Here is a 20,501-nt window from a genome sequence, read left to right as displayed (position 1 = left end):
TTTGTGCTCATGCATTCGCAAAGTGACGACGGATAAGCGCAAATACATCTACCTGACGATAGGCTTTACCATCTTCAATAGCATTTTTCGGCGCAATAAGAATAGCGCCCTGTTCCGGCGCATCGGTAATACGTCCATGACTTCCTTTGACTAAGTCTGGACGCAACGGTGTAACATCCATTAAATATCTAAAACCTAATTTCTTTTTGAGAACTCTACTGGCAACGTATAAAAAAGGAAATTTAATCTCAGGATCAATAAACATTTCTACTGGGTCGTAACCAATTTTTCTATGAATATCGACAGTACGTGCAAACTCAGGGGCTTTTGTGTCGTCAAGCCAAAAGTAATAAGTAAACCAGGCATTCGCTTTACTTATCACGACTAAATCGCCACTTCGCGTATGATCTAACCCGTATTTCTGTTGTGCTTTTTTATCTAAGACTTGTTCAACACCATCATTTGAGAGCAGTAGTGTTTTTACATCATCTAACGTTTTGCCGTCATTTAGACACTTATCATGCAGATATACGTGGGCGCATTGATGATCAGCGACAGCAAACGCCTTTGACGCCCCGCAATCTATATTTTCGATAATTTGCGTATTTGATATTTGCGTCTCGCGCACATTGATATAACCCGCCTTACGGAGCATTTTGTTGATATGAATGGGCTGGTTGACTTCGGTAATGCCATATTCTGATACAATCAAAAAATCTACGTTGTATTGTTCATAGGCTTTTACGATATTGCCTACCACCTCATCAATGGCGCGTATCTCACTCGGAATAGAGACATGATTGGGTCCAAATTTTTGTAAGCAATAATCTAAATGAGGTAAGTAAACGAACTGTAAATCAGGCCTATTCTTTTCAAACTCTTTTATAGCGGCATTCCCTATCCACTGGCTAGCACCAATACCCGCTTTCGGCCCCCAAAAATTAAAAAATGGGAAGGTTCCAATGTCGTTTTCAATGCTCTGGTGCAAGCCAGTAGGCGAAGAATATAAATCAAATATCTTGTTGCCGTCTGCAAGATAATGCGGTCGTGGTGTAATGCTATTATCTACGTTAGCGTACATGTTATACCACCAAAAAAGCGTAGATACTGTAAACTCTGGATACTGCGCCTTTAGTACATCCCAAATTTTGTCTGATTGCACAAGTTGGTTTGATTGCTTCCAAAACCCCACCTCAGCCAACTCTCGAAAATACCAGCCATTACCTACAATGCCATGCTCTCTTGCTTGTTTGCCAGTTAACATGGCTGATTGCGCAGTAGTGGTCACCGCCGGAAACTCGACGTCCATTGGCTGGGCTTGATAGCCTCGCTGTAGAAGTTTATTCATGTTCGGCGTATTTTCACCCAACATATAGGGGCTGAGGCCTACAACATTCAGAACGACTAAAGGGTTAGCACTAGGTTTTGTCATCTTATTGCTCTTATTCTATTCATTACATCTACCACTGCTACTTGGATACTCCAGCCAACAAATTTCGTGCAAATAACGCCTGCTCTAACCAATCAAATTCAGCAATCAGGCCGCTATGTAAGGCCAGCTTTTTATCTTTTTCTTTTGAAAGCAAGTTTAGCCAAGTATAGGTTTCAATTTCTAAATGTGGTGCATAAGGTAGGTGCTCGGAAACAAAATCTAAGGCCGTCAAAATAGCCCTTTGCGTAGTGCCTAAATTTGGCAATGGCAAATTTTCCTCCGCATGATTAATCGGTATATGGTAGTGAATACGCGCCTCAATGCTCGTATTCGCATCTATATTGTTACAGTAATCACCAGAAGCGCTCTCTAGCAGAGCAATTAAATCTTCTCTATTCAAATCTGCAATTGCCGTCGTTTGCCTTCCACTACTAAACACTTTTGTTTGATGTAAGAACTTTTCATCACTAAACAACTGTGTCAGTGCTTCAATATCTTCATTAGTTGCTACTCTAGCCGTGAGTGCATTTGAGACTTGAATTTTGGCAATCACTATCCCAAGCGAGTGAATCGCCTGCAAAGACGCTCGAATATCTTCTCCCATCACGCCTTGATGGCAGGTATCATAACAACAACCAATATAGCGGAGCAGTCTATGTTTGTTTACTCCAACACTCTCAGCATAGGGTATTAACTCGTCTTTGAAGAACGCAGTAAGTTCGGTCGTGGACTGCAATACGCAATCAGGCTCCATTTCGATACTGACAACAATACGCTTGCCTGTATCTTCTTCTAACGTTTTTAAAAACTGTGCAAGCGTGACAAAATTTACAACCGATTGGCGGTGTTCTGCGACCGTCCAATTGCTTGCATAGGCTATGGGTAAGGTTGATATTGCGCCAAAGGACACATCATCTGGCAAACAGTTGGCTAAGACAATAGCAAGTTGCTGGGTATATTCAAGGCGCGACAGCTCTGCCCAAGTAGGTAAATATACTTGTTGCTTAACAACTTTTTGATGAAAATCGCCATAAGGAAAACCGTTTAAACTACTTAACCTCACTCCCTCGTTGCCCAGCACTTGTGTAAATTCATCGAATTTATGCGTGTCATCAATAAGTTGCTTGGTTGCTTTTGCAGACAACCATAGACCCGACGCCATTTGAGGCAACCCACGGCCATTTTTCACCGCAGCGAAATGCACTCGAATATTCTCAAGTACATCCGTTATATCTTCGCCAGGGTGCACATTGCTGCAATAGGCAATTTGCGCCGCTGAAAAGCTCATCTGCAAGCGCTTAGTCTTTTGGTGTTTCGACAATGGGCTCTTGCCCACGCAAGACTTTGTTGTCTTCGAAGGTTTTTGTTTGATCAATCAAGGGCTTTTTCACCATGTCTAACGAAATTCGTCCGCTCTGCGCAAAGAAATTAATTGGGTTGTTAAAGGTGACTTTTTCAACTTCTTCTGCACTAAAGCCGCTATCTAACATGGCTTGTGCGGTTTTTGGCACTTTAAGTGGATCACTCACGCCCCAATCAGCCGCACTGTTGACCACCATTTTATCCGTACCGTATTCTTGCAACAGCTTAACCATACGTGGTTCTGACATTTTTGTATTTGGGTAGATACTATGCCCACGCCAACACCCCGTTTCTAAAACTAAAGGTAAGGTTTGTTCTGTTAAATGATCGACCAATACCATCTCTTCAGCAATACCACTTTCTTTAATCACATCTAAGGTACGCTTGGTCCCGCCGACTTTGTCTCTGTGAGGCGTATGAATAAGTACTGGCAGTTCTTGATCAATAGCCAACTGTAGTTGCTCAGCCAAAAACCTATCTTCTTCAGGTGTAATGTCATCGTAACCAATTTCGCCAACGCCCACGACATTATCTTTTTGACAATAGCGCGGTAAAATTTTCATTACGGCTTCCGCCAATTCTATGTCATTTGATTCTTTTGGATTTAGGCCCATTGTACAAAAATGCATAATACCGAATTGCGACGCCCTAAAATGTTCCCAACCAATTAGGGTGTCAAAGTAGTCAATAAACGACCCTACTTGTGTGCGCGGCTGGCCCAGCCAAAAGGCAGGTTCGATGACCCCAATGATGCCGGCTGCAGCCATATTTTCATAATCATCAGTGGTACGAGCTAGCATATGAATATGCGGATCAAAGTATTTCATGGTTATCATCCTAAATTTTAATATTTCCGTAACTAACGCATCTCAAGACCCATGCGCTAGATTTCAAATTGTGACATCCTCAATCGCTTGAGATTCAATTAAACGTTCAAGACCTTGTTTGTGCGCTTCATCGCGCGCAGCAAAGTGTCGCGCATATTGACTGAAAACAGCTTTATGTTCAGCTTCCAAAGCATTGACTTGAATTGCCGACCAAATAGAGGCTGGCGGAATTCGCTCAGCTAACGCTTGCTCAATAACATAAGAAAAGCACATATTATTTAATACGTCATTTGAACGCGATTGTAAGCCAATTACATTTTCGATATTCAAACCTTGATGCAAGGCTTTAAGCACTAACTGATTAAAATTTAATACTTCAAAATGCGTACTTGGATAAGGGTTATGTAGTGCTAATGCAGCAAACTCATCAACACTATTACATCGACTTGCTCTCACGGCAGTATTCACCGCTAGACCTTCTGAGTCTAGGAGAAACAAGCCTTTAATCAAGGCACACTTTTCTTGACTATCACCATACTGATAATAGTCTTTTACTAGCTGAGAAATTGGCAAGTTAGAATGACAAAGAAGTGTATCTATTAATAAAATGATTCGCACAATTTCGCTTGCTTCGCATAAAGGCAACTCATCTAAAGAAACCGCACTCTTAATTTTCCTTTTTACCCCGACCGAGATATTAAGTAGCTCATTGACAGCATCATTGCTACTTCGAATAGCGTCAAACCCAGCAGACAACCAAGCATTCTCTTCTGTCGTAAGTTGAATACGCACACGTGGCAACATATCTTTAGCAACTGGGTTTAACATTAATAAATCAACCTAAGTAACGTATAATTTTTTATTTAACATTCTGCAAGGTGGTAGCAACGCCAAAATAAACAAGCTGTATAAATAGTGCCCCGCCATAGCAGTAATTAGTGCATCTAGTGGTATAACGCCAATTACCATAAAGCCGATCAGTTTCTGAATATTCTCTGGGACAAAATCAGCAAACACCACTCGCAGCTTATTTAACATCAATAATGACCACAGTATGACAATTCCATAAGCGATGTAACGCTGCCAATCGAATAACTCAAAATGCATATGGGCTAAGAACAAACTCGAAATAGCGCTGCAAAATATGAAGAACGCGGTTACCCATACTGCTTGTTTGTTTGCGGCCGAGGTTTCTTGCTTACTTAAGTAGGTAAGGCCAGCAATATAGAAAAATATTGGCACCGCAATGAAATAGTCGATACTACTCAAGTTTTGACTCAGGCTCTGTTTACTAGTGGCGAACATAAGCACAAAACTTGCACCAAAAATCCAGTTAACGTAGCGGCAACTTGCCATACAAAAAGAACCAAGCAAACCATCTTTTATTACGCCATTATATAGCACAATGGCAAGGCACAAAAACATACCAATCACGCCTGACGCTTGACTAAAAGCGAAGGCCATACCAAGACCAGCAATCATCAACCCAAAGCCAAATAACCAGGCAAATCCGATTGAAATTTGACCACTCGGCAAGGGACGAAAAGCGCGTTCAGCTAGGTCTTCTTTATAATCAAAACAATCATTTAGAGTCATGCCCGAAAAATAAAAGCATACACTAGCCGACAATAAATATAGTAGCGACCAATCCAATTGGCCATTAGAAACGATTACCGACGTAGCGAGAATATTCGATATTGCAGTAAATCCCGCTGGCGCACGAATAAGTTTAAGAAAAGGCATAATATTCAACATAAATGTTATGTTATCACATTATATTGATTTTATTTGATTTATGGCATTCAACATTTCGGCATCGTCAATTTCATTCACCTCAAAGCCTTTACCAATATCTGAAAGTAAGGTGATACAGAGGTCGCCACCTAGATGCTCTTTAAACTCGTCTAAGGCTTTCACGATATCTAGGTCTAAGAGAATTGGATGATTAAGCTCAAAACCTAGGTCTAATAAAAGCTCGACTACCCTGTCGGCTTGCTCAATGCTGATATGTTGCATTAACGCAGAATAAATAGTGTCGAGCGCGATACCAATGGCAACGGCTTCACCATGCCTTAGCGCGTTGTGAGTCATTTGCTCCAATTTGTGGGCGGACCAATGCCCAAAATCTAATGGACGGGCAGAGCCGAGTTCAAAAGGGTCTCCGCCATTTGCGATATGATCAAGGTGCCATTTAGCGCATTTTATGATCATTTTTTCTGTGGCTTTAGCTTCAAAGTTTGCCAATGCATGTCGAGTGGCGTAAAGCTCTTCAAAAAAAGTAGCATCTTTTATCAACGCTACTTTTATTGCTTCGGCTATACCTGCTCGCTTATCACGCGCTGTTAAGGTGTCAAGCAATGTAAAATCATTGACAACAGCAAACGGCGGCGCAAACGTGCCCACAAAGTTTTTGCGATTGTGAAAATTAACAGCATTCTTTACACCTACACCAGCATCATTTTGACCCAACACCGTAGATGGCATCCGAATAAGACGAATCCCTCTGTGCGCCGTCGCCGCCGCAAAACCAACAGCATCCACTAAGGCTCCACCGCCAATCACAAGAAAGTAGGAATGGCGATCTATTTTGTGCATTTCTACTTCAGCATAAAGCGTATCAATAAGCGATTCATTGTTTTTACAGCCCTCGCCACCTTCTAGTACTAAACAAGGTAGACACTCAACACCAATATTAGAGAAGTAAGTGCTCACATCACTTTTAAGTTCAGGATGCAATAGCGACACCTGCTCATCAAAAATGGGCAGCACACAAGGTGATTCGTGTTTATTGTTAATTAAATTAGCTAATGTCTCGTTTGTTGGGTCGAATGCATTTCGACAAAATACTACGGGGTACTCGTAACTCACCGTAAATTTTTGAGATAAACATACCTGTTCCAATACATTGCTTTGTGACACAACTTACTTACCTTAATTACTACGAAGTGTTTAGCGGAACAAACACCTGCTTGCGAATGAATTTTGTTATTTATATGTGAATATGGTGTCAATGATAACTATATTCAAGCGTTTTTTAAGCAAAAGTTATAACGAACTTGACCTACCATTCCCATGATTCTTGCTCAAGTCCGAGGTCTTAAAACGAATGCTTTGATAAATCATACCTTAAGCAATATTAGCGCTAAAGTACGAAACAACAGAAATGTATTATGTTATTTTCAAAATAATATATTGCACTGAGCAACCGTATGTTTATGGCGCCCAAACAAAAAGGCCGCTTCATCAAATGATGCAACGGCCTTTAACATTTTAAATGCACTATTTCTTATCGTCTTCCAATAAGAAGCCATAACGTCGCTGATACAATTCAGCATGGACTTCTTTCGCTGCTTTAACCATATGCTTGTATGGAATATCCGCAACATTCACCATACCAGTATTGTAATTTTCTCCATCGTAAGCACGACCGGAAATAGGGCCATCCATATATTGGAACATGTGCACACCCACAAAATATGGATTGTCGACAATGGTTTCCATATAGCGCTTCATCATGTAGCCACGATCCTTTTGGTCTGACGCAATAATGATTCCAGGATGCACATGACCCGCATCATCTGAACCAAAGCTAAATTCTCCAATTAAGCTCGGCGCATCCACTTTTTCCAAAATTTCCCATTCACTTGGCACAATACCTTCTTCATACAGGTTATATGTAATGATGTCGCTGTTCTCCGCCGCCGCTTTTACAATCTCGTCAGGCATTCCCCACACAGGTAAACGAGAGCCTAGGTACATATGGTTTGGCAATACTTCTTTTAATGCACTATTGACTGTCCCAAAATACTGCACGCCATAGGCATACAGTAAGTCAGAGTAATCTTGTTTTTGGGCATCAGTATTAAATGAAGAGTCAGCACCTTTTGCAAAGCTGTCCCAAGACGCATACTCTTTATTCCACGCCTTATTTAGCTTTTTAATCGATTTGTATTTTTCTTTCAGGATTTTGGTGAATGCAGCTTTAGCAGGGACTTGAGTAGCATCTTGTTTTAGTGTGTTGAACACAATACCGTAGTAGAGCTCGTCACTACCACCACGGCCAAAGCTTTGTTCATTGTCCATGAATATACCCATGCACCACGGCGTATTGTTTATTTGCCCAGCGACATGTTCAGCGGCAGCAACAGCCCTTGCCCGAAAGCGTGGATCGTAAGCATCAGGTACACCATGCCAAAAATCGAACCCCGAACTCAAGGTTCCAAATTCACCGATAATATCGGCAAATGCGACGAATGGGATTTGATTGTTACCATAATATTGCTCTTGTGACCAATTGCCCAACGAGGTGTAACCCCAATCCAACATGCGTCTTACGGTTACTGAACGCCAAGTATCTAAGTAAGATTCCTTGTAAGTTTCGCCATAACGACGCTCTAAGTTTGCACTATAAAAACTGTATGTTTCTCCACGTTTTTGCGGTCCACTCTGGGCTTCGCGTCTATAGCCAAAGTGATTACCTAATGGATCATCATATGACGGCAACCATTCGAATAAATTAGCGCGAGTATCATTTATGATCTTTCGACTGTGCAAGGCCTTATCGGCTACTCTATTTAAAGGTTGATCATCTTCAGCAACTGTCTCGTCTGCGCTTCTTTTAGGGATATATTCATCATCAAAATCATAACCAGTCATCGTAGACGAATTAGACAAGCGGATAATGTCGATACCGGTTGAGAAATATAAATATCCTTCGGGATCGATAATTGCCCACTTACCTTTTACTTTTTGCGTACGGAAAAAGCCCGTCCCTTCAAAACGAGGGCCATCTTTCCAACCATGAAACTTTGAGCGATCAGGAAGTTTTTCGCCACTCAAGGTCGCCATCTCATCCGCAACTATTTGCGCCAGATGTTCATCATTATTAACTTTGTCTTCATAGTCTGCTTTGGCATTTTGGCCATATTTGTCAATTAAGCCGACCAGAAAGTCTTTGTCCATTTTTGGATTAGGGCGCAAGCGAATATTGTCTATCTTAATTTGGCGATCACTAACGAGGCCGACTGCATTTAAAGAGATCGCAGTAATACCGGTCAAATCTAAGCGCTTTTTACCCCAAAAAGAATAAAATTGATGATCCCCTGACTCCCATGTCACTGGGTTTGAGCGAAAGCCTGACGAAAAATTAAATTCAGTGCGTGTTGCCCACGGTGGATCAACTTGGTCATGGCCATCCATTTTAGCGTAAACCGTTTTTGTTTCGCCCACACCCACGGCTATGCCTCGTGTATAGAAATCACCGTTTTTATCGCCAATGTTTAAATCAATTTGTACTGATTCCGTCCCGCTGTTAGTGACTTCCCAAGCCAAGTGAAAATCTTTATATGAAGACCAATCAAACGGCGTTTCAGGACGTATAACGATTGACGAGGCGTTATTTTCTTTTGTATTGAAGTAAACAGTTAATGACCGCTCACCACTAATTGGTTGATTGGTGTCTAAGCCCAAATCTGCATTATTACTACCAATTGAAGATGGGATTTTTTTTGACTCAAAGTCGAACAGCATCACTTCACCGTCTAAGGTCTTCGCCGTTGACAAAGAAGTATTGTGTTTAAAATCGTTTGCATCGTCGACAGCACCTAGGGCATTTAGGCTAGTCCCCGAAAAAACAGCCGCAAATGCAAGTGCAATCGACCGACGAGAAAATTTAATCATAGCGTGTCCTTCAATAAAATTTGAAGTTAAATTTAGACGACCAACATCAAATTTGCTAGTCGATTTACACTAAATCTACTCATTTTTTGTTAACAAAGTTATCGATAAGATTTTACAAATATGAATTAAAGGATCAACGTTTTTTTCAATGTAAGCAATTAATCTCGCTAGAGAGTTAATTAAATAACAAGCTCAGTAGTATTTACAATTGCGCAAGTAAAACCGCAATTAACAACTGGCAAATTAAGACAATGACAAAAACGACACCTGCTTGAACCGCCGATTTTACCCAACTGTACTCAGTTACCGCTTTTAACATGAAAAACGGAATAAAAAAGTAAAGCAAATCAGGCAAATACATGAGTACAGGTTGCGCATCTAAGGCACGTAAACCTATTTGAATAAGAAAGACTAAAATTGCGGGCGCAAGTACAAATGTAAGAGATATAAAACCATCTATTATTTTGTCTTTGTCTGTAAATTTAAAGAATAAAAATACTAAAAATGCGGCAAGTCCAATTTGAATCATTGATCATCCATTGTGTGGTAAGAAAATTTTAGCGCGCTAGTATACTTGAACTAATATGAATTGTATTGGTGTGATTACTAAGAGGTTATACCGGCTCATATCTAAAGTGATATTTTTAAGTAAATACTTCAACTTGAGCTGATAGGCAGCTTAAGACAAATTGCGGACTGTCAGTAACTTTTAAATAGTGAACAAAAACGCTGTGTTAAGCTTACAGTGGAAATGTCGCCGCCATGTTTTTTACTAGTAATCAGTAAACTGACAATTCAGGATATTTTTGACTATAACAAGTGATAGTATTACCCCATTAATTGGAAGCATGGAAAAGAAAGAATTAAAGGTAAAGTCAGAAATAATTCATCAATATACTTTGCCTTTCGGCGTAAATGGTTGCCTAGCACTATCGAATGATATGTGTGTGATTCTTGGCACAAACTCAGGTGAATTGGGTAAGTTCGTACTCTTAAATTCAGGTTCTATAGAAGTGCTTGATTATGAAGTTCCTTCAATGGATAAGTGTGGCTTCAACTACCGCGGGGCACTATTTATAACGGATGTAGGGTTTGGTTGTGTGTTCGACCATGAGCTTGTTGAATATGACCTTCGTAAAAGAACTTTTAAAACTACCAGCGTTAAAGATTCACTTCCTCGTGATGAGGCTAACCGTAAGACTGGGCCGTATCGTGCTGCGGTTAAAGTTAGTGAAAAGGAATATCTTGTTACGCTTCAAGATAACTTTCATTACTTTAAAACTAAATATTTTTGTACTTTGAAAAAAAACATGTGGGGGGCGCGTTATGACCCCTTTATATACACGATGAAAAGAGCGACATTCAGCAGCACAGTTGATTGCCATGCTACCTATACCAATGGCAGGTTACTTTTTCATAGGTGTGAATACGGATATATGCTATCTGATAGAGACAATGATATTTCTGAGTTCTGTGAGATAGCAAATGGAAGAGAAAATTTCATTGCCACAGTAACGAAGGGAATGGGGCGATTTACCAGTGATCAGGAACACTTGCTCATCAAAACGTATACAAAACCCTATGTACTTGAGTTTTATTCATTGCAGGGCGAAAAGCTATTTACTATTCCACTGACTCCTAAGCGAGTAATAGGCAACATAGAAAAGCGATATCTAGAGTTTTTTGATAAATATGATTCCACTATATGGATGGGCCGAAATTACAGCGTCACCCAAACTCGATTTGAAACTTCTCAATAGTTAAACCTAGTTGGGTTAATTACTAAGCTTACGTCTGCAAAACGTACTTTTCTGCCGAAACCCTTGTAACCACTGGCTCAAATAGACAAGGAACCGACCTGCGAGTTTTAATTATTGAGAGATGCTGAATGGCACTAAGCGGACTCTCAAATTTTTCAAACAATCTAGTATTCGTAACTGATAAAATCCATCAGATTATAAAAATCTGACTCGCTCAGGGCATTAAGCGGTCGTTGAAATGAATCTATTTCTGATAATTTGACCGATTTTTGTGTGCCGTTATCGGACCGTCTATCAGTATTATGTAAATTGGCGCTATGCACGATTTCCGGTCGCTTAAAGCTAATGAGAAACTTGTCCATCGTGTTAAGAAGGCGTAAGTAATTGTTATTCTTTTTAATTTGAACTAACAAAGACTTAATTATTCAGCCTGTTTCGATATCAAAAAGCATGTTTTTTGTTTTTGCCTACCATATTACTTAATAATTAAGTATATTAGCTTGAGAATTTTTAAATATATGTTTTATCCAGACTTTTAGTAAAATCGAATATTAAATTGGTAATAAAACTTGCCACCACTAGAGCAAGAACGCACATTTTTATAATTTAAGGGTTTGAGATGGTTGTTCGTGGCGTTGTTTTGTGATGGTTGTTCGCGTCGCGCAATGAGGTAGTTCCGAACTCAAGGAAAGAGGGCTCGCAATGAAACTACGTACTTTTTTACTATGTTATTCACTTATTTTGTTTACCGGTTGCCAGATAATTGAAGAAGGCGAGGTAGATTATGTTCGAACCGTTGAAAATAATGCCTTGTCCGCCAAGGATATAACTCAATGTGACAAAGCACTTTATGACAAATCCGAATATACTCGTGCAGGGGTAACGCGTGAGTGTTATGAAACTCTTTACCGAAAATACACGAAAGTCCCACAAATTGCTTCCGGAGACACTATCTCGGTGCATTTGATGCAAGCATTCAACGGTGCTGCATTTGAATGGAAAAATGCTTCTGAGTTCTTTGGACGAAGAGGCTCCAACGCTGAGATGGTGATCATTGCTAATGTGTGTGAGCAAGGAAAGGCCGGATGTTCAATGTCATTTGGGCCTTCAGCAGATAAAAATGGTCGGGTTATTTTTTATTCAAATGGCGTAAAAGCCCTTCAGTATTTAAATTTATCTTATTTACCCGTTTATGGTCCTATCAAATATGAAGGTGGTCCCTTAATTATTCAGTTGACCATTGTCGAGCTTGATGATCCTTCAGATCAACAAAAAGCGATGCTGCAATCACTGGCATCCGCTGGAAAACAATTATATCCGCCTGCCAGTGATGTGCTGACAGTGCTAGATTCTGTTGGCTCAGCCATATTATCTAACTCCAGTGATGATATTCTTTTTCGGTATTCGATGACCTTGGTTCCCGATTCTCAATCGCAAAATTATCAAAGCCCAATCGTTGCTGAAGGTAACTACGCATTTATCCGTAAAAATACTAACAAAGGGCCACTGGAAACCGAACTATTGGACAAATTGTACTTTGATAATCTCTCCGGCCGCTTGGTGGAAGAGTGTGAAAAAGATGATAAGGAATTGACCAGAGTTGACTATGATGATGGCACCTTTGATGAGTTTGACTACATACCATGTACACTTGATTTGAATACCGGTAAGTATTTCAAGGACTATCGTAAAAACACCTATTTAACCTTTCAAATTAAATCTGGTTTCGTTGAAAAAACCTTGGATAATATTCAGACCTTTGAGTTGCTGTTAAATGATTTGAATCAAGCTGCAGATGAAAGTGCTGCGCAAGCGGTACAAGCGATTTCAGGCTTAGAAAATACCTTTAGTAGCCGTGCCAAAGAAGCGAGTTTGCAAAAATCATTGAATACCTTAAAGACAATTGTTAGCGATATTACAAAAAATAAATTTGATTTGTTTTCTATCGAGGCATCAAAGTTCGTCAAACTGTACGACATTGAGCTAAACAAAATGAAAACGGCAAAATGCGATGATATACCATTACCGCCTGAATGTGAGTCATTAATATCAAGTGAACAAGTACAGCAATTTCAAATAGAGTTACATGCGTTTCTAGAAAGCATCAATCCCAACCCAGCTCATCAGCTTAGCACTATCATACCGTTAGGCAGTGAACCATTAAGTGATGCGGGTAAAGTCAAAACCGTGTTGCAAAATGGTTATAAAAAGTTCTTTAACAAAGCACTATTTGAAAAATTTTCCGGAGAGTTACAAGCGATTGACAAGCTGGTTGCGAATGTGAGTGACATAAAGGTGCGAGCGAGCGCGCCTGAAGCCCTCAAGAAAAGAAAGGCACTTTTGATTGCTAATGTGAACAACTTTTTAAGTGAACTTGCATTGGAACACGCAAATGCTCTAACAAAAACTTGTCCATCTATTACGAATCAGGATTGTTATTTAAATTTAACCACCACGCAAAAACAAGCACTGATAAATGCGTTTAATCAATTTTTAGCACGCAACATTCACGGAGCGACTGCCATTGACGCTTCCACTGATGCAAATTTAACGACATCCTTATCAGCAGCCAATATACTTGCTTTAGAAAAACTCATTGAGAATGCGTTTTAATAAATCTATCAAAAATAGTTTTTGTTTGCATCAATGGAGTCTTAACTTATGGTCAATTTCACTATAGAAAATCCGCAAGGCAATACGATTTGAATTGACCAACGCACAATTAATGTTAGATAGTTTTAAAATGTTTCTCTATTTTACAACTCAGTACTTAGTTACAAACATCACTAAGCTTCATTATCAAAGGAGTGTTGCTGGAAATTGCATAACGCTGAGCTGGTCGGAGATAGATTGAAATAAGAGAGTTCATTGTAAATATTCAAACACTGAACGTCCGGTTATGAAAAAGGTCTACCCTCTTATCTGTCGCTTGCAACAATTTCGCCAAGTTCCGGTTTACGTACAAAAGAGACTATCAGAATAGATTTGGCAGGGGTATCGAAAATATCGGATTATATGGCGTCTAATCCCTCGGCAATCACACTGATTCACAGAAGAAGCCAACTTATTCCACGAAACCCGAGCGTATTTACTAATTGCTCGGGTTTGTAGCCAAATTTATAGAATTGTTTCGTCTATCACTTATCGCTTATCTAGTGTAACGGTACCATTTACTGTAGACACTTCGACCGTTCCCGTCGGATCACCCGTTGAAAATTCTAACCATCTGCGAGGGCCATATTTTGCTTTTTGAGGGGCTACATCATTAAATTTATTACGAATTCGCCCACCCGCATGGCTTTCAATATCAAACTTTGCTTGAATATCCTTATCAAGATTTAAATCAATACTACCGCCAACTGAACTCGCTTTAATATAACCTCCGTCATCTAAATCAACAGACGCGTCTATAGAACCGTTCACGGTTTCCATGTTTAAATCCATCGCAGTGTCGAGCTTGATACTCATGTCACCATTGACGGTTTCGACCTTCACGTCACTAGCCTTAGAGTTAAATTCAACATCGCCATTTACTGCTTCAATTCGAATATTCTCACCGCTAGTATGCTCAACATCAATATCACCATTGACAGCATCGATGACAACGTCTCCAGCAAGCTCACGCGCTCTAACATCACCATTCACTGTCTCTAAACGAATTCGCCCCTGCAAGTTACTTGCTTCAATTCTACCATTGATCACATCGATATCGGTGCCACCACTCACGTCGCTAATCTCAACATCTGCATTTGTTGTTCGATAATCTACTCTGGATTTCTTGGGGACATAAATCACCAATTCGTCACCATCAGCATGCGAACTTCCCCAACTTGACCAGCTTTTCTTCTCGACCTTCACAATAATCTCTATTGTTTTACCATTGCGCGTAAACTGAAAGTCTTTCGTATTTTCGCCAAGTTCACCTTCAACCTTTACTTGCTTTTTATTCCAACCTTTTATCTCAGCCTTACCCGAGAGATGCTCAATTTTAACAATACTGTCTTCGCTTGCGTCCTTCGTTTCGTTAACTTTTTGACCAGCGAATATATGAGTAGAGCAAAACAATACACATGCGACAACAACGGTTTTTGTTGCTTTCATACTTTTCATTTTTACAAGTTTCATAAAATTACCCTATAAATTAAATTTGTTGCCAAGAAGGCGCATGCACACGCTCTATGAGTTTTAACTGTTGCTCATAAACATTTTTTAACATGGCTAATAATGCTTGATTGTTAGGATCTTCTTTTAGCGCTGTTTTTATTGCTTTTGCAGCCGCATCCAGTTCATCTAACTGTTGTTGCCAATTTTGTGTCGTGGCATTTTGACCGTCTAAACTAATTAAGAGAGCATCACGCTGCTGCATAAATTGCACACTCATTTGCTCAGCGATAGCTTGGTTGTTCTGTAATATTCCTTGACTACCCAACCCTTGATACCCCATATACCCGACAAGCAGCGCCACTAAAAAAGATGCCGCAATGCCCGTCTGGCGACGCCAACTTGTTTTCTCAGCCGCTTGGCGTTGCGAAATGGCGTACTCTATACCCGGCCATAGATCTCGCGACGGCGTTTTTTCGCGCGGTAGCGCTTCGAGCTGCTGAGTCATATCTTTTTCAGAATTATTCATTACTCATCCACTCCTCAATTAAATGTCTTGCTCGATGAAATTGCGCTTTGCTCGTGCCGACAGCAATGCCCAGCATTTCACCTATTTGTTCGTGTCGATAACCTTCTATTGCATGCAAAACAAACACCCATCTGGCGCGTTCAGGTAACTGATATATATGTTTTTCAAAAGCATCCATGTCTGGTTCAGAGGCAATCTCGTGCCTGAGCTCTGCTGACTCAAGACTAAACATCTTATGCCACCAACCTCTTTGTTTGCGTAAATAGCTAATAGTGACGTTGGCTGTCACACTGTGAAGCCACGTAGAAAATTTACTTTTACCGTCGTAATTATCTAACTTACGCCATACCTGAATAAACACCTCTTGCGCCGCATCCTCGGCCTGCGATTTATCTGCGCAAAGCCGATAACATAAGGCATATACGCGATTAATATGCGCATCATAAAGCACCTTAAACGCATTGCGATCGCCATTTTTAGCAGCGTATACAATATTGTCTTCACCGTTTTCTAATGCAGTATCCGACGGTATAAGAGTTAATGGCTTATTCATTTACCTTGGCTTTTTGTTTGTCTTATTGGGTTAGTCGCAAGCAATTATGCATTGGTTTACATAGTCAAATTTACACAATCAAAATTTTTTAATTAACCCGAATTCTAGATAAGAAATAGTGCTAATCTTTGTCTACTATTGGATAGGCACCATAACTGCATAAGTGCTTGAAACAATAAGGGATAGGAAGGAAGAAAGGAAGTAGTAGGGCAAAGTAGTTCTCGTTTTATTAAGAACTACCTTGCACACGAGTCACGAGACTAAATCATCATTGACTTACCAGGCAGCACTGGGTCTCACTTTAGCAATACATTAGCCGTAAGATTTTTGTTGGATTCAGCTTGTTGCAATTTATTGGCCGCGTATTGTTTATTTGCTACAAGCCGTTTATCTGATTTGTCTAACAGACTCGCCGCGTCAAAATACTTATACGCAAGTACCCAGTTTTCTTGCTTAAGATGCAGTTGGGCAAGTGCGATATATGACGCAACAGAACTTGAATCGAGCTTTATTGCTCGTTCAAAATCTTTAATCGCGCGCGCTTGCTGGTCCAAATATTGATAGATAATCCCTCTGTTATGTCGCGCGTTTGCCTCGGCTTCACGCGACTTAGTGCTACTAAGGATGATCTTAGAACAAGGACGCGTGGATAATTTAGCTTTTGCTATCCCCTGATATACTTTCTCTGTTTGCTCATAACATTGAATTACATTTTTGTTAAAGCTCCCAATGGTGTCCCTCATTCCCTGCGCACTTAACTTGCCTGCAGCAAAGCATTGCGCCGCAATAAATATCGAAATAATAAATCCTTTACGTAATGTCATGATGTTCTCCGAATGCTTGGTTAATTGAATTCGAGATCACATTACGCAATCAAAACGAAACTGGCGTCCGAACGCCGGTTACTACACCGAATCAAACGTTCGAATCACCGTATTTAGCTTATTCGTACCTTTGGCAGCAAGCGCGGAACATAAAATTATACCGCTTTATTCACTTTTGTATGACGTTGGCGTCTGGCCGATGAATGTTTGAAAGTCACGCATTAAATGAGACTGATCGGTGTAATCAAGCATAGCTGCAGCATCTACTATACTCGCCTCGCCATCATCAATTAACTTCAGCACACCATGCATCCGGTACTTTCGAATTAACCACTTTGGCGAAAGGCCAATGTAGTCTTTGCAAATGCGTTGTAATTGACGTACTGAAATATCCATTTGAGCAGCCAATGCATCCACCTTATATATTGATTGATGCTTAATATTATCGAGTATCTTCTGCGCTCTACTATCTAAAATTGGCCTCGTAGCAAGTAATTTAGGCAACATTTCCTGCAATAGATTGACAAAGTAATGGTCATCGTCATAACTTTTATCATTGATAGCACCACATAGTGTTTGTGGTGCCGCTTTTCTTTTCTGTGCAAGTGTATTCTGAAATGAAAACAACGCGTCCGAATATAAATCAAATATCTCGTCTATCGCATATTGGCGATTTACCATGTGACTGGCCTTATACTTTTCAAAAAATGACAAACCGAGCTGAGGTAGCACACCTACATGAAATTTCACACCAACAATACTGCCAATGCCCTCCATTTTATATTCAAAACGTCCGTCGATTGGACCAAACAAATACATCTCGTCATTTTTAAACAATAAATTAGGATTGGGATCGGGCAAGTTTTTTTGTACGTGTGTTTGTCCGTTTGGAAATTGCCAATCGACAAACCAAAACTGCTCGATGTATGGCGCCAATGTGTCATTTGGAAAATACCGTCTAAGTGAATAGTTTTCATGTTTCACTTTCTGGCTGTCTTTATTGTGAAAAATCCCTGAAATGGGTGCTAGGTTCTCGCGCATAACGTTACCATTTTAATGAGATACCAACCTTTTGCTAAAGTAACGCGCATGTCGCATTTTTACAATCAGGTCTGTTGCTGCTGATGGTAAGCTTATCTCGCATTGTAATTAAATTAGTTCAAAGTAAACAAGGATAAACGACAATGACCATTAACGGCTATTTTCAAATTATAGATTGGCAGGAATCTACAGTCACTGAGATTAACAATGACACTAAACTAAACAAAGCAACGGTTAAAACCGAGTACCACGGTGACATCGTTGGTACCAGCTGCATTGAATATCAACTTTTTTACAACAATGAGAAACATGCTAGCTTTATCGGATATGAACACGTGTCGTTCTCCAAGAGTAATGATAAAAAGCAACTTATCATCGAGCATAAAGGCGTATTCAAAAATGGCATCGCCACTGCGACCTTGAGTGTCCTATTCTCGGAACATGATGATTTAGTCCTTGGCAGTTCAGGCACCCTGAGATCTGACGACCACGGAAAAGCAGAGTTTTCGTTTGCTTCTACCCCCTAAACTAACACTGCGTTGTAGTTGAGCTTCTAATAAAATACGATTAGAAAATGCTACTACAAGGCTGCTTACTTCCGGAAAAAAATTATATCGGACGAACGAAAACATTGCATTAACACCATACAACATAGTATTTTACATATAATTTCATTATTTTAAGTGTAAATACATTATGGGTCTTGCCAAAAACAGCAATACCAACAAGCTAAAATGGGTGCCAAAAACGCTTTTATGCGTCTCTGGAAGTACCTTTTTGGTCGTAACGTCCACATTGAGCGCAGCGTTTGCCGTTGATGAATACAACCCGAAAGATACGGAAGTGTGGACACCCACACCGAAAGAGGTTAAGCCCTACCCTTTCCCTTCTGATGCAATTGTCCTGTTTGACGGCAACAACTTAGATCAATGGCATGGGCATAAAGGCCCAGCGGACTGGGATGTACATAACGGCATTACGACCATTAAGCCCGGTGCCACTGGCATAGCGACAAAAGAAAAGTTTTGCGATATGCAGTTACATATCGAATGGCGTACACCGGAAAAAGATCCCGAACGTTCTGGCCAACGACAAGGCAACAGTGGGATTTATATACAAGGAAAATATGAGTTACAAGTACTGGACTCCTATCAAAACCCTACATACGTTAACGGACAAGCGGGTTCTATCTACAAACAAAGTATCCCATTAGTAAATGCAAGCCTTCCGCCAATGCAATGGCAAACGTATGACGTAATATACAAAGCACCACGCTTTTCTGATTCTGGAGAATTGCTCGAAAAAGCAAATATTACCGTGTTGCACAATGGCATCGTTGTACAAAATAATGTTGAAATTCAGGGCAGAACTCAACACAAAGGTCCGCCGTATTACGAGGCGCACGGCTGCGAATCTATTTATATCCAAAATAAAAACATTAAAGTGAGTTATCGGAATATATGGGCAAGACACCTTTAGTAAGCATTTTCTTAGGGGCTTTTCTGCTTTCTATGGCTAGTACGAATACGCTGGCAAATGATGATGGAAAATCCGCATATGAAACCAATTGTCAAGCCTGCCATGCAGACCTTGAAGATACCGTTGGGCCATCTTTAAAAGAAATTCAGTCACTTTACCCGGCCAACAAACAGCCGGCTTTTTTGTCATGGACAAAAAAGCCGGGTAAGAAACGTGACAATACGATTCAAATGCCTGCAATGTCGCACTTAGATGACGACATACTTATCGCAATACATGAGTATGTGGTGAGTTTTACACCGGCAAAAAAGAAGAAAAAATCCAACAAACGACATAACTTTACATTTAAAGCACCACCACAAACATACCCATACTACAAACGGGCGTATATGCCTTTTGCTAGTCCCGCGTCAGTGGGCATTTTGCTAGCCCCCGGTTTTGGACTAAATTGGGATGCAGCCACTTGTCGTCTTAGATATGTATTCAAGAGTAAACAGTATTTTTTAGGTGGCGAAAATAACAAAGAAAAATTAGAAAGCGACATCATCTACCAAGAAAACGCGGATGCACTTTGGTCCTTTGCAAAAGGGCTCACACCAAAATACAAAGGGTATCGCTTAGTTGATGACTTACCAGTGTTTATTTATCAAATTGGCAATGTAGAGGTCACAGAATCATTCCAACCTGGCCTAACAAAAAATAGCATTGAGCGACGGTTTACGCTGTCAGGGCATGAACAGGCAGTGACAATGGATTTGTCTAGCATCACAAAACTTAAGGATGGCGAGTTAAGCATAAGCTCATCAGTCGGCAAAATCATCGACAGTAAACTTACGTTGTCAAAAAACCAAGCAAAATCATTCACAATCAAGATGAAAGTGAGTAGCCCAAATGACTAAAAGTGAGAGTAAACC

The 20,501-nt window shown here is 40.2% G+C and carries 18 protein-coding genes; 5 read left to right on the top strand and 13 right to left on the bottom strand.

From position 1 onward, the window contains the following. Positions 1-7: 7 nt before the first annotated feature. The 8 genes from QQK00_RS13635 to QQK00_RS13600 form a co-directional block, all read right to left on the bottom strand. Positions 8-1,432: an alkaline phosphatase family protein gene (locus tag QQK00_RS13635; protein WP_284218132.1), complete on the bottom strand. Its 1,425-nt coding sequence runs from the start codon at positions 1,430-1,432 to the stop codon at positions 8-10. A 37-nt stretch (positions 1,433-1,469) separates the two neighbouring features. Then, positions 1,470-2,753 (bottom strand): metabolite traffic protein EboE, encoded by a 1,284-nt coding sequence (eboE, locus tag QQK00_RS13630; RefSeq protein ID WP_284218131.1) that lies wholly within the window; start codon positions 2,751-2,753, stop codon positions 1,470-1,472. Further along, positions 2,731-3,621, bottom strand: a complete 891-nt coding sequence (locus QQK00_RS13625) for a TatD family hydrolase (RefSeq protein WP_284218130.1) — start codon at positions 3,619-3,621, stop codon at positions 2,731-2,733. Before QQK00_RS13625 ends, eboE begins: the two co-directional genes overlap by 23 nt. A 63-nt stretch (positions 3,622-3,684) precedes the next feature. Then, positions 3,685-4,449 (bottom strand): EboA domain-containing protein, encoded by a 765-nt coding sequence (locus QQK00_RS13620; RefSeq protein WP_284218129.1) that lies wholly within the window; start codon positions 4,447-4,449, stop codon positions 3,685-3,687. Between the two features lie 12 nt (positions 4,450-4,461). Then, positions 4,462-5,364, bottom strand: a complete 903-nt coding sequence (locus QQK00_RS13615; RefSeq protein WP_284218128.1) for a UbiA family prenyltransferase — start codon at positions 5,362-5,364, stop codon at positions 4,462-4,464. 30 nt (positions 5,365-5,394) lie between these two features. Continuing rightward, complete coding sequence (locus QQK00_RS13610) at positions 5,395-6,540, bottom strand: 3-dehydroquinate synthase (protein WP_284218127.1); 1,146 nt, start codon at positions 6,538-6,540, stop codon at positions 5,395-5,397. A gap of 360 nt (positions 6,541-6,900) precedes the next feature. Then, positions 6,901-9,300, bottom strand: a complete 2,400-nt coding sequence (locus QQK00_RS13605) for a beta-galactosidase (RefSeq protein ID WP_284218126.1) — start codon at positions 9,298-9,300, stop codon at positions 6,901-6,903. A 202-nt stretch (positions 9,301-9,502) separates the two neighbouring features. Beyond that, complete coding sequence (locus QQK00_RS13600) at positions 9,503-9,829, bottom strand: hypothetical protein (protein ID WP_284218125.1); 327 nt, start codon at positions 9,827-9,829, stop codon at positions 9,503-9,505. Positions 9,830-10,106: 277 nt separating this feature from the next. Between QQK00_RS13600 and QQK00_RS13595 the strand changes: the two genes are divergently transcribed. Then, positions 10,107-11,060: a hypothetical protein gene (locus QQK00_RS13595; RefSeq protein WP_284218124.1), complete on the top strand. Its 954-nt coding sequence runs from the start codon at positions 10,107-10,109 to the stop codon at positions 11,058-11,060. A 702-nt stretch (positions 11,061-11,762) separates the two neighbouring features. Further along, positions 11,763-13,673: a hypothetical protein gene (locus tag QQK00_RS13590; RefSeq protein WP_284218123.1), complete on the top strand. Its 1,911-nt coding sequence runs from the start codon at positions 11,763-11,765 to the stop codon at positions 13,671-13,673. Positions 13,674-14,201: 528 nt separating this feature from the next. Here QQK00_RS13590 and QQK00_RS13585 read toward each other — a convergent pair. From QQK00_RS13585 to QQK00_RS13565, 5 genes are all read right to left on the bottom strand, one after another. Then, entirely contained in the window at positions 14,202-15,185 is a 984-nt protein-coding gene (locus tag QQK00_RS13585) for a DUF4097 family beta strand repeat-containing protein (RefSeq protein WP_284218122.1), read from the bottom strand. 16 nt (positions 15,186-15,201) lie between these two features. Beyond that, the gene (locus tag QQK00_RS13580) at positions 15,202-15,690 is read right to left on the bottom strand and encodes a hypothetical protein (protein WP_284218121.1); all 489 of its coding nucleotides are present in this window, start codon (positions 15,688-15,690) and stop codon (positions 15,202-15,204) included. Further along, positions 15,683-16,243: an RNA polymerase sigma factor gene (locus QQK00_RS13575; RefSeq protein ID WP_284218120.1), complete on the bottom strand. Its 561-nt coding sequence runs from the start codon at positions 16,241-16,243 to the stop codon at positions 15,683-15,685. The genes QQK00_RS13580 and QQK00_RS13575 overlap by 8 nt, the downstream gene beginning before the upstream one ends. A 296-nt stretch (positions 16,244-16,539) precedes the next feature. Next, positions 16,540-17,067, bottom strand: a complete 528-nt coding sequence (locus QQK00_RS13570; RefSeq protein ID WP_284218119.1) for a tetratricopeptide repeat protein — start codon at positions 17,065-17,067, stop codon at positions 16,540-16,542. Between the two features lie 165 nt (positions 17,068-17,232). After that, positions 17,233-18,108 (bottom strand): helix-turn-helix domain-containing protein, encoded by an 876-nt coding sequence (locus tag QQK00_RS13565; RefSeq protein WP_284218118.1) that lies wholly within the window; start codon positions 18,106-18,108, stop codon positions 17,233-17,235. Between the two features lie 143 nt (positions 18,109-18,251). On the opposite strand from QQK00_RS13565, the gene QQK00_RS13560 reads away from it, so the two are divergent. The 3 genes from QQK00_RS13560 to QQK00_RS13550 all read left to right on the top strand — a co-directional run bounded on the left by QQK00_RS13560 (position 18,252) and on the right by QQK00_RS13550 (position 20,486). After that, positions 18,252-18,635: a DUF3224 domain-containing protein gene (locus tag QQK00_RS13560; protein WP_284218117.1), complete on the top strand. Its 384-nt coding sequence runs from the start codon at positions 18,252-18,254 to the stop codon at positions 18,633-18,635. Between the two features lie 169 nt (positions 18,636-18,804). Further along, complete coding sequence (locus QQK00_RS13555; protein WP_284218116.1) at positions 18,805-19,587, top strand: 3-keto-disaccharide hydrolase; 783 nt, start codon at positions 18,805-18,807, stop codon at positions 19,585-19,587. After that, complete coding sequence (locus tag QQK00_RS13550) at positions 19,569-20,486, top strand: c-type cytochrome (RefSeq protein ID WP_284218115.1); 918 nt, start codon at positions 19,569-19,571, stop codon at positions 20,484-20,486. Before QQK00_RS13555 ends, QQK00_RS13550 begins: the two co-directional genes overlap by 19 nt. Positions 20,487-20,501 lie beyond the last annotated feature (15 nt).

Origin of the sequence: Agaribacter marinus, assembly GCF_030160655.1 — a bacterium.
GTDB classification, from domain to species: domain Bacteria; phylum Pseudomonadota; class Gammaproteobacteria; order Enterobacterales; family Alteromonadaceae; genus Glaciecola; species Glaciecola marina.
The sequence above is the reverse complement of the archived record's forward strand: the minus strand, read 5'-3'. Positions and strand labels throughout refer to the sequence as shown.

Bases quoted from the DNA above. Each gene is read 5' to 3' on its own strand.
- QQK00_RS13635 (WP_284218132.1), bottom strand. From the start codon at position 1,432: ATGACAAAACCTAGTGCTAACCCTTTAGTCGTTCTGAATGTTGTAGGC.
- QQK00_RS13625 (WP_284218130.1), bottom strand. From the start codon at position 3,621: ATGAAATACTTTGATCCGCATATTCATATGCTAGCTCGTACCACTGAT.
- QQK00_RS13620 (WP_284218129.1), bottom strand. From the start codon at position 4,449: ATGTTAAACCCAGTTGCTAAAGATATGTTGCCACGTGTGCGTATTCAA.
- QQK00_RS13615 (WP_284218128.1), bottom strand. From the start codon at position 5,364: ATGCCTTTTCTTAAACTTATTCGTGCGCCAGCGGGATTTACTGCAATA.
- QQK00_RS13605 (WP_284218126.1), bottom strand. From the start codon at position 9,300: ATGATTAAATTTTCTCGTCGGTCGATTGCACTTGCATTTGCGGCTGTT.
- QQK00_RS13600 (WP_284218125.1), bottom strand. From the start codon at position 9,829: ATGATTCAAATTGGACTTGCCGCATTTTTAGTATTTTTATTCTTTAAA.
- QQK00_RS13590 (WP_284218123.1), top strand. From the start codon at position 11,763: ATGAAACTACGTACTTTTTTACTATGTTATTCACTTATTTTGTTTACC.
- QQK00_RS13585 (WP_284218122.1), bottom strand. From the start codon at position 15,185: ATGAAACTTGTAAAAATGAAAAGTATGAAAGCAACAAAAACCGTTGTT.
- QQK00_RS13580 (WP_284218121.1), bottom strand. From the start codon at position 15,690: ATGAATAATTCTGAAAAAGATATGACTCAGCAGCTCGAAGCGCTACCG.
- QQK00_RS13575 (WP_284218120.1), bottom strand. From the start codon at position 16,243: ATGAATAAGCCATTAACTCTTATACCGTCGGATACTGCATTAGAAAAC.
- QQK00_RS13570 (WP_284218119.1), bottom strand. From the start codon at position 17,067: ATGACATTACGTAAAGGATTTATTATTTCGATATTTATTGCGGCGCAA.
- QQK00_RS13565 (WP_284218118.1), bottom strand. From the start codon at position 18,108: ATGCGCGAGAACCTAGCACCCATTTCAGGGATTTTTCACAATAAAGAC.
- QQK00_RS13560 (WP_284218117.1), top strand. From the start codon at position 18,252: ATGACCATTAACGGCTATTTTCAAATTATAGATTGGCAGGAATCTACA.
- QQK00_RS13555 (WP_284218116.1), top strand. From the start codon at position 18,805: ATGGGTCTTGCCAAAAACAGCAATACCAACAAGCTAAAATGGGTGCCA.
- QQK00_RS13550 (WP_284218115.1), top strand. From the start codon at position 19,569: ATGGGCAAGACACCTTTAGTAAGCATTTTCTTAGGGGCTTTTCTGCTT.